The organism is Paenibacillus sp. HB172176 (genome assembly GCF_011947265.1).
Classification (GTDB): Bacteria; Bacillota; Bacilli; order Paenibacillales; family Paenibacillaceae; genus Pristimantibacillus.
In genome coordinates this window covers 78,777-87,751 of record NZ_JAATHD010000025.1, presented here as the reverse complement: position 1 = coordinate 87,751, position 8,975 = coordinate 78,777, and the positions used below count along the sequence as shown (strand labels likewise).

General features: G+C 51.7%; 7 protein-coding genes and 1 pseudogene. 5 read left to right on the top strand and 3 right to left on the bottom strand.

The window, feature by feature from the left end; translation table 11 throughout:
- Positions 1 to 1,041: 1,041 nt before the first annotated feature.
- Positions 1,042 to 1,842 (bottom strand): AraC family transcriptional regulator, encoded by an 801-nt coding sequence (locus HFP08_RS24050; protein WP_168123169.1) that lies wholly within the window; start codon positions 1,840 to 1,842, stop codon positions 1,042 to 1,044.
- Between the two features lie 150 nt (positions 1,843 to 1,992).
- Here HFP08_RS24050 and HFP08_RS24045 point away from each other — a divergent pair, with 150 nt between their 5' ends.
- Positions 1,993 to 2,745, top strand: a complete 753-nt coding sequence (locus HFP08_RS24045) for a sugar phosphate isomerase/epimerase family protein (RefSeq protein ID WP_168123168.1) — start codon at positions 1,993 to 1,995, stop codon at positions 2,743 to 2,745.
- A 25-nt stretch (positions 2,746 to 2,770) separates the two neighbouring features.
- Positions 2,771 to 3,838, top strand: coding sequence for a Gfo/Idh/MocA family protein (locus HFP08_RS24040; RefSeq protein ID WP_168123167.1), 1,068 nt, complete (start codon positions 2,771 to 2,773; stop codon positions 3,836 to 3,838).
- Between the two features lie 65 nt (positions 3,839 to 3,903).
- Here the strand turns inward: HFP08_RS24040 and HFP08_RS24035 are convergent, their stop codons facing one another.
- A complete protein-coding gene (locus tag HFP08_RS24035; RefSeq protein WP_168123166.1) occupies positions 3,904 to 4,281 on the bottom strand; it encodes a hypothetical protein in 378 nt (125 codons plus the stop codon).
- A gap of 416 nt (positions 4,282 to 4,697) precedes the next feature.
- Here HFP08_RS24035 and HFP08_RS24030 point away from each other — a divergent pair, with 416 nt between their 5' ends.
- The 3 genes and pseudogenes from HFP08_RS24030 (at position 4,698) to HFP08_RS24020 (ending at position 7,708) form a co-directional block, all read left to right on the top strand.
- On the top strand, positions 4,698 to 5,027 hold the full coding sequence (locus tag HFP08_RS24030; RefSeq protein ID WP_168123165.1) for an ArsR/SmtB family transcription factor: 330 nt from the start codon (positions 4,698 to 4,700) through the stop codon (positions 5,025 to 5,027).
- A gap of 92 nt (positions 5,028 to 5,119) precedes the next feature.
- Positions 5,120 to 6,421: pseudogene (locus HFP08_RS24025) on the top strand (SulP family inorganic anion transporter); the annotation flags it as partial.
- 363 nt (positions 6,422 to 6,784) lie between these two features.
- Positions 6,785 to 7,708: an SGNH/GDSL hydrolase family protein gene (locus HFP08_RS24020; RefSeq protein ID WP_168123163.1), complete on the top strand. Its 924-nt coding sequence runs from the start codon at positions 6,785 to 6,787 to the stop codon at positions 7,706 to 7,708.
- Positions 7,709 to 7,902: 194 nt separating this feature from the next.
- Here HFP08_RS24020 and HFP08_RS24015 read toward each other — a convergent pair whose 3' ends face one another.
- Positions 7,903 to 8,931, bottom strand: a complete 1,029-nt coding sequence (locus HFP08_RS24015) for a zinc metalloprotease (RefSeq protein WP_168123162.1) — start codon at positions 8,929 to 8,931, stop codon at positions 7,903 to 7,905.
- Positions 8,932 to 8,975: the final 44 nt, after the last annotated feature.

Here is an 8,975-nt window from a genome sequence, read left to right as displayed (position 1 = left end):
GAGGGAAAACCTCACGTCCGGTTTGATGAAGGGGGAACTGGAAAGTAACTAGAGGGCTTGCGCCCTCCAACGAAATTCAGTTCTCTACTCTACTATAGCGCGTCTGTTGCTTAGCCTGTTGTTTACAAGGTTGCCTGGCTATGCAAAACGGCAGGTCGAACATCACGGAAAGATCTCGTTAAGAGGCTTGGATGGAGCCAGGCCGAACACTAACGAAGATTGATAGGCTGTCGATTCATTGTGGATCACCTACTTGTGGAACACGTCAGCGAGTTCCGCATTTGAAGCTGCAGCGCTGTTCGGGTCGACACCCGAAGCTAGCAGCGCTGAAAATCAGCGCTAGAGCGCTGTTCGGGTCGACACCCGAAGCTGCAGCGCTGAAAATCAGCGCTAGAGCGCCAGTCGGAGCGACATTCGAAGCTGCAGCGCTGAAAATCAGCACTAGAGCGCTGTTCGGGTCGACATCCGAAGCTAGCAGCGCTGAAAATCAGAGCTAGAGCGCCAGTCGGAGCGACACCCGAAGCTGCAGCGCTGAAAATCAGCGCTAGAGCGCTGTTCGGGTCGACACCCGAAGCTGCAGCGCTGAAAATCAACGCTAGAGCGCTGTTCGGGTCGACATCCGAAGCTGCAGCGCTGAAAATCAGCGCTAGAGCGCTGTTCGGGTCGACATCCGAAACTAGCAGCGCTGAAAATCAGCACTAGAGCGCCAGTCGGAGCGACATCCGAAGCTGCAGCGCTGAAAATCAGCATTGCAGCCCAGTCCACAGTTAATCGACGGTCTCATTGAGCGTATTTTTTCATGATCTCGGGCTGAAACCATGCTCGCTTTGATGAAATAACGATGCCATTCATCTTTAGATATACGCAAGCTGGAGATTCAGGCGTTTAACGTTATGAATCTTCCTTAGAAGGAGATGCTCGGAGAAAATAAAGCATAGAAGGCGCCGGGAAGCAGCCTGCATCTAATTCCGCTTTGGATTCTTGCCAAACCCGGCGTCAATTCTATTTCGAGCTTTATCACGCGCGCACATGAGTTAAGGATCATTTGCTCTTCAGCCCTTGCCGGTAGACGCTTGGTGAGCAGTGATAACGAGCCCGGAACAGCCGATTAAAGTGGGTGTACGTGTTAAAGCCGCACATATGCGAGATTTCCTCCAGCGTGAAGTCGCTGTGTTGAATGCGGCTCCGAGCAAGAGAAAGTCTTACTTCGATGACATAATCCATAACCGATTGTCCGGCAGCCGCTTTGAACAGCTGCGAAGCCCGTGACACGCTGAGTCCCACATGGGCGCAGATTGCGGACAGTTGAAGAGGCTTCACCACATTCTTCTCGATAAAATATTTCATCTGATTCACGACAGACTGCTCATAGCCATTGGCGGCTTCACGATCTCCGAGCAGTCGCTCCAGATGAAGCAGCAAAGCGAGAGCGAGATGATTCGCGACGGCGCGGCTCATGTCCTTCACCCTCTTGTATTCATGCGTCAACTGCTTCCATAAGATGATGGCCGTCTCGTCCAGACCGATATGAACGCGCTGTGCGTTTGCGTTTCTCTCCCACCAGCCTCCCCAACTGTCCAGCCAATCGATCTCCGGCTTCAAGAAGAGGAAGTAATCCGAGCTTGGCGATTGCTCGCTTGCCGAATCCATATAGAGCTCGTAAGATTCACCAAGTGGACAGAAAATGAGATCTCCGGGCTTTAGCGTGTAGCTGATACCGCCAATGACCGTTCTTGCGACACCTTCCGTTTGCATTCGCAATAAATAATAATGGGAAAGACCTCCGTTTCTCAAGGAAGTATATGGCTTTCGATGAACGGAATATCCGGAATATTGAATCATGGCATGAATACCTCCTGTTAAGCGGATCATTGTAGTTTATGCATAATCGTAAGATGGGATAAGTTTATCATAAGATACGGCATGGCGCTCGTTGCCTCAAGCAGTGTAAGCTGAATGGAGAGCAGGAACCATTTGAAGGAGGGAATTGTTTTGCGAGACAAATTGGCTGTTCAACTCTTCACGCTGAGAGACGCGTGCCAAGAGGATTTCTTCAAAGTGCTGGAGGAACTGGCGGACATGGGCTGGGCAGGCGTTCAACTGGCGGGCTATCATGGTCATGACCCGGAGGAGCTTGCGGGGAAAATTCGGAAGCTGGGCATGAAGACGGCGGGCATGCATGTATCGCTTGATCGAATTACGGAGGAGACGGAAGCGGTCGTGAAGGAAGCGGAGCTGTTCGGTACCCGCGATGTGATATGTCCCGCCGTTCCAGTGGAGCTTCGGAACGAGGAAGGCTATCGGCAGGTGAAGAAAGCGCTTCAATCAGTGGCGAATAAGACGAATCTTCGTATCAGCTATCATAATCACGCTTTCGAGTTCGAGACTATCGTCGATGGACAAGAGGCGCTCAGCTACTTGCTCGATCCAAGCGAGAATAATCCGATTTTGGCGGAAATCGACGTGCATTGGATCATGAAGGCAGGACAAGATCCGCTGTCTTACATTGATACGTATCGGAACCGGATGCCGATTATTCATCTGAAGGATGTCTCCGACGACGAGGAGAGGATGACGGCAGAGATTGGCACAGGGCTGATCGACTTCCCGCCTATTTTGTCCTGGGGTGAAGAAAGCGGCGTGGAATGGTACGTGGTCGAGCAGGATCGCTGCCGCCGCAATCCAATGGACTCCGTGAGAACAAGCTTTGAGAATATCAATCGTATGATTGCCGAGTTAGCCTAGAGTAAATAAGGAGGACAATGCTAGTATGACACAGAAGCTTAGAGTAGCTGCGGTAGGGGTAGGAAACATTTTTCAGTCGCTTCATGCGAAGCCGTTGATGGAACATCCGGAGGTAGAGCTCGTCGCCGTTTGCGACACGAACCTGGAGCGGGCGCAAGCCGTGGCGAAGGAGCATGGAATTGCAACGGCATGCGCGGATTACAAGGAATTGCTGGGTCGAGACGATATCGACGCGTTCGATATTTGCACGCCGAATCTGTATCATTCCCTTATCGCGGTCGATGCCTTGAACGCGGGCAAGCATGTCTTCTGCGAGAAGCCGGATGCGGTCAGCCCCGAGGAAGCGAAGCGAATGGCGGATGCCGCGGAGAAGAGCGGCAAGCTGCTCATGACGATGCGCAACAACCGGTTCATGCCGTCGTCGAAATGCTTGAAGCAATACATCGATGAAGGCTCAATGGGAGACATCTACACGGGGCGCTGCGGTTGGGTTCGCAGACGCGGCATTCCGGGCAAGGGCGGCTGGTTTACGACGAAGGAGCTGTCGGGCGGTGGTCCGTTGATCGATCTTGGCGTTCATATGATCGATTTGGCCGTATGGCTTATGGGTAATCCGAAGCCGGTGACGGTAACGGGCGCCACCTATACGAAGTTCGCCAATAACGAGCTTTCCGATTCGATTCACAGCTCCTTCGGGGAGAAGCAGGAGGACGGCACGTTCGACGTGGAGGATCTGGCGACGGGCTTTATCCGCTTCGACAACGGAGCGACCTTGCAACTGGAATTCAGCTGGGCTTCGAATATCGGCGAAGAGATGAAATTCGTGGAGCTGCGCGGCACGAAATCCGGCGCCTTCATCAAGAACAGCGAGCTGCAGATCTTCTCGGAGGCGGCGGGCGAGCTGGTCGATATTCATCCGGTGCTGGGCAAGCGGGGAGGCTATTCCGCGCATGGCGCCCATTTGGACCATTTCGTCGATTGCGTGCTTCATGGAGCGGAGCCGATTATTGTACCGCAGCACGGCGTGGATATGATCAAGATTCTGTCCGCTTTGTACCGGTCTGCCGAGACGGGCAGAGAAGTGGTGCTTTAAGGGTGAACGGGCTTGAAACCATGACGAGAAGAAGGTCGAAGGAGATTTTGTCTCCATGACCTTCTTTAAGTGCCTTGGTCTGCAAGGGTTTCTCTGTATTGATTCAGCTCGCGATGAAAACGGGAGAAGCCGATCGTCAACGATTTTATTTTTCTTTGCAATCGCAGCTGCTTCTTGTAATCCAATCTGCTGTGCAGCAACTGATCCATATATTTGTCCAGCTTTTCACGCAGAGTGAGAATAAAGCCAATCGCGATATTCGATCGCTCTATCTCCTGCAAATCAGCCGCCAGCGCTTCCCCCAGCCGGGCTATTGCCGGGTCTGCCTGAGGCAGTGGTTGCGTAACGGAAACAAGCTCCGGGGTGTAGTCCTCCCGGTAATCCTGACCGGGAATTTGATCCCAGAAGGCATTCCAGTCGTCAAGGAAATTCATTTCGTACATGAAATACTTGTGGAACCCGCATAACCATGCCGTACAGCTGGTATTTCGTTTTTGGCAGCCCAGGCCGTCCCGCAGATGCACGCAATTGCGACAGCATGAACCGCTGTTGGAAATGCAAACATGACAAATATGATGACTTCCCAAATCATTCAAGCGCTTTAAGCCAATCTCGATAATATCGTTTCTGCTCATAACAGTTTTAGAGCGGCTCGCAGCGCCAGACAGGCGATCGGATGTTGAATTCGCGCTAAAGGGCAATGAAAGAACCTCCAATAATTAAATATTCAAAAATTTGAATATAATATAGTATACGTTACTTTGCCGCTCTTTACAATTGCGGATGCCCGATTGTCGTATCTGATTCGCATCCGAAATATGGTATGATAGCATAAGCATATGAATAGGGGGCAGCTGTCATGAACCAAGAGATCCCACAATTTAAAGCCGATTTCTTCAAAGCATTGGCCCATCCGCTTCGCATTCGAATATTGGAATTGCTGTGCGAAAGAGATTGCAATGTGAATGAGTTGCAATCGAAATTGGGTTCCGAAGGTTCTGCCGTCTCCCAGCAGTTGGCTGTGCTCAGGAGCAAAAACGTTGTGTATGGCATTAAGGAGGGAACCTCTGTTATCTACTCGCTTCGAGATCCGTTAATTAAGGATTTGCTGGCTACAGCCAAAAAGATTTTTGATAACCATCTTGTTGACGCAATCTCTTTGCTGGAGGTTATTCGGAAGGAGCCCTAAGGGCAAATTCCGATTGACAACGTCCGGTTAAGGGCGTAACATCTTCATTATATTCAAATATTTAAATATATGAATAAAAAGAAGGTTGGAAGATGAAAGGGACAGGGAGATTTTCCGGCTATGACAGGATCTCGTTTCGGAAGGATCTTGCTTCCGGTTTGATCGTAGGTGTAATCGCAATACCGCTTGGAATGGCGTTTGCCATCGCGTCCGGCGTGAAGCCGGAATACGGCCTGTATACGACAATAGTTGCTGGCATTCTTATTTCCCTATTCGGCGGCTCGCGCTATCAGATTGGCGGTCCTACCGGCGCATTCGTACCCGTGCTTCTGGCGATTACCCTTCAATACGGCTATGAAAGCTTGTTAATGGCAGGCTTGTTATCCGGAGTGTTTCTCGTTGCAATGGGGTTGTTCAGACTTGGCGCATGGATTCAATATATGCCCAAACCGGTTGTAGCGGGCTTCACTTCGGGTATCGCTGTCATTATCTTTGCTTCGCAGCTGCCATCCCTGCTCGGTTTGGATGATTTGGAGAAGCATGAGCGCTTTATGAATAATATGGTGGAAATAGGAAAACATTTGTCTTTTGTAAATGTATATAGCCTGGCAGCTGCCGCGATCAGTTTTGCAGGCATCGCCGCTTCGCGGAAATGGCTTCCGAAAATTCCTTCATCGCTGGTCGGCTTGTTCATTTCAGCTGTTGCGGCTTCGATATTTTTTCAAGGTCAGGTGGAGACGATCGGCAGCTTGTACGGAAACATACCCGGCACGCTGCCGTCTTTTCGCGTGCCCGGCTTTACCATGGAGCGAATCGAGCAGCTTATGGTTCCGGCATTGATGATCGCCATGCTCGGGGGTATCGAATCTCTCCTGTCCGCAGTGGTTGCGGACGAGATGACCTCCGGCCGCCACAACAGCAACCGGGAATTGATCGGTCAAGGGATTGCCAATATCGTTACGCCGTTATTTGGCGGAATTCCGGCCACGGGAGCCATAGCAAGGACGGCAACAAATGTGAAATCCGGCGCCCGATCGCCTGTTTCCGGTATCGTCCATGGCCTGGTTGTCCTGCTGGTGCTTCTGTTGTTTGCGCAATACGCTTCGCGAATTCCACTATCGAGCATGGCGCCGATCTTGCTTCTGGCGGCCTGGAACATGAGCGAACGGAAATCGTTTATTCGCATTCTGAAGTCGAATATGAGCGATGCGGTTGTGCTGTTATGCACTTTTCTATTAACGATACTTATGAATCTGACTGTTTCGGTAACGGCAGGCATTGTATTATCAACCTTCTTCTTTCTTGTTCGAAGGTATGGACCGATTCGGGCTTCTGTCCCTGGACGGGCAACCGATCATTCCGGCGAGTTGAAGCCATCGACTAGCGACGGGCATTTCCTGGATAGGAACGGAGAATCGATCCTGCCCGACAAACAGAACGCTTCTTCTGCAAGGCGATAATGGCTTTGCCATTCCAGAGTCCTTCACACTGAGAGAGGCGATTTCTTCAAGGTGCTGCAGAAACTGGCGGACATGGGCTGGACAGGCGTGCAGCAGGCGGGCTATCATGGTTAAGACTTGGCTACTAGGATCAAGATTATGTCTGCATTGTACCATCCCGTCGAGACGGGCAGAGAAGTGGTGCTGTGAGCAGTATTGAAGGAGAGATGGCGCGTGTCCTGGAAATCATTGAATTTAGATGAGGTTATCGAACTTTTCCTTTACAACTCCCTCGGAAGCGAGAGGGTGGAAGGCGGAATGAGCCCTAGACGATTCACGAATAAGCAGATGGCGGTGTATGCGCAGCAGGACAACTATCGGTTACGCTCGCACTGCTCTTCCAGCGTGGAGCTTAAGCTGCTGACCGATTCCGATGAACTGGAAATCGTGGCAGCTTTCAACGTTGCCGCAAGAGATTACGCTTATTTGGACTGCTACGTCAATGAGCGGAGGCTGCCGATTCAAGGGGTTGATACATTCGGCGGGGAGCAGTCCGTCAAGGTTCGCATACAGATGCAACTGCCGAATAACAATGGACTGAACTCGGTGCGCATTGTGCTCCCGCATAATGTCGAGACTGTTCTGCATGAGGTGCGGATCAAGGAAGGCGCTTCAGTCGAGCCGGTGCCTGGAGTCGGGGAGAAGAGAAAGCTTCTGTGCCTTGGGGATTCGATTACGCAGGGGATGGATGCGCACTGCGGCTCGCATTCTTACCCGACGCTTGTGGCGGAGACACTCGGTCTGGACGTGCTCAATCAAGGCATTGGAGGCTATGTTTTTGACCCGGACAGCCTTGATGAAGAGCTTGCGGCGCGCTATCCCGCCGATCTCATTACGGTGGCGTACGGGACGAATGATTGGGCCAGAGGAACGGAGGCGGACAGCTTCGAACAGACGGTCTCGGATTACTTCGCGAAGCTGGTGGCAATCTACCCGAAAGCCGACATCTACGCGATCACGCCAATTTGGCGCAAATTCGGCCATGAGTCAAGAGCGATGGGCACGCTTGAGGATGCCAGAAGCATAATAAGTAAAGCAGCTTCCCGTTATCCGTCGGTGCGAGTTATTGACGGGCTGTCGCTAATGCCTGCGGAAGAGCGGCTGTTCGCGGACGGCACCCATCCCACGGATGATGGCTTCATGCATTATGCGCTAAAGCTTGCTCGCGAGCTGTTGCGTTAACCCGGAGGAATCGGAGCTTTCGACCCTCAGTTGATAACAGCGAGAGAGGAAGCGATTCTCGACGGGCGAGGGCTTGAATGAAGCTGGATATGAGAGGAAGAGGCTGTCCTGCGTCATGAATGACGCGGGACAGCCTCTTGTGTTATCGCTCTATTATTCTATCGGCCATAAAGCTCTTCCAGACTCGGCGAATGTCAAATCATCGAGTTCAAATCGATAAGCCGCTTGGTCGCAATGTTCTTCACGCCGATCTTCGTATCCAGGTATACGCCGTCGTCCCCGTTGATAGGCGAATACGTATTGTCGGCTCTCTTGCGCAGGAAGAGCACGACCTCTTGGTCCTTCTGCAAATGAGTGGTCTCGTCCACGAACACCTTCACGCTGCCGTCAGTTCCTCCCATTTGGGAAACCATAATCTGTTCGCCGTCCTTCAGCCCGCCTTTCAGCACCTGCGTCGCCTGCACAGCCGATAAAGTAGCGTAACTCTTGTAATCTCCTCTCGTAAACTTGCTTCCTGCCTCACTAGTAACGGTGCCTCTCACAACCAGGTCCGCCGCTTCGGCGAGCTCGTTCTCGTTCGCGTAGTAGACGGCCCATGAAGGATGGATATAATAGCCGTCTTCTTGCCCGGAAGCCGATTTCTTCATAAAGCTGGATGAAGTCGGATAGAGACCGTTGACGACGGATATGTCGGAGGCGGATGGATTCATCGGCCTTACGGTAGCCGTCTCCGCGCTGTTGAATGTGTAAGGATGCATGATAGAGGTCGTCTCGACGACAGAAGAATCAAGCAAACCGAGCGAATGCCCGACTTCATGGGCGACAAGCGCCGTCTTGATCGCGCTGGTATACCTCGACATGGACGTATAATACGTATTAATATTCACAATTTCCTTCCAAATCTCTCCGTTATACACGAAATGCTCCGTAATGCCGTCCCAGTCCACATCGGTCTCCGTTACGTTGAAAGCCCGGTAATTATAGCTGCCGACCGTTCCCGTCAGCGAGGTGGAAACCTTGTAATTCGTCGCGTTATACCATTTGGCCGCGCCGGAGCTGTAAGGAACCGTAAGAGTGCTGCTAGTGTCGACATACATCGTCTGATAGCGGCTCGGCCAGCTGCCGTAAGTGCTTACGGCAGCGAAAACCGGCGTGCTGCTGAGCAGCAGCGTCAAGCTTAGCAATGCGGCGGAGAAGCTTAATACTCTCTTTTTCTTTCTCATAAACAACCTCCTCGTCTAATAGAACGAATTTTCTGAAAGATAGA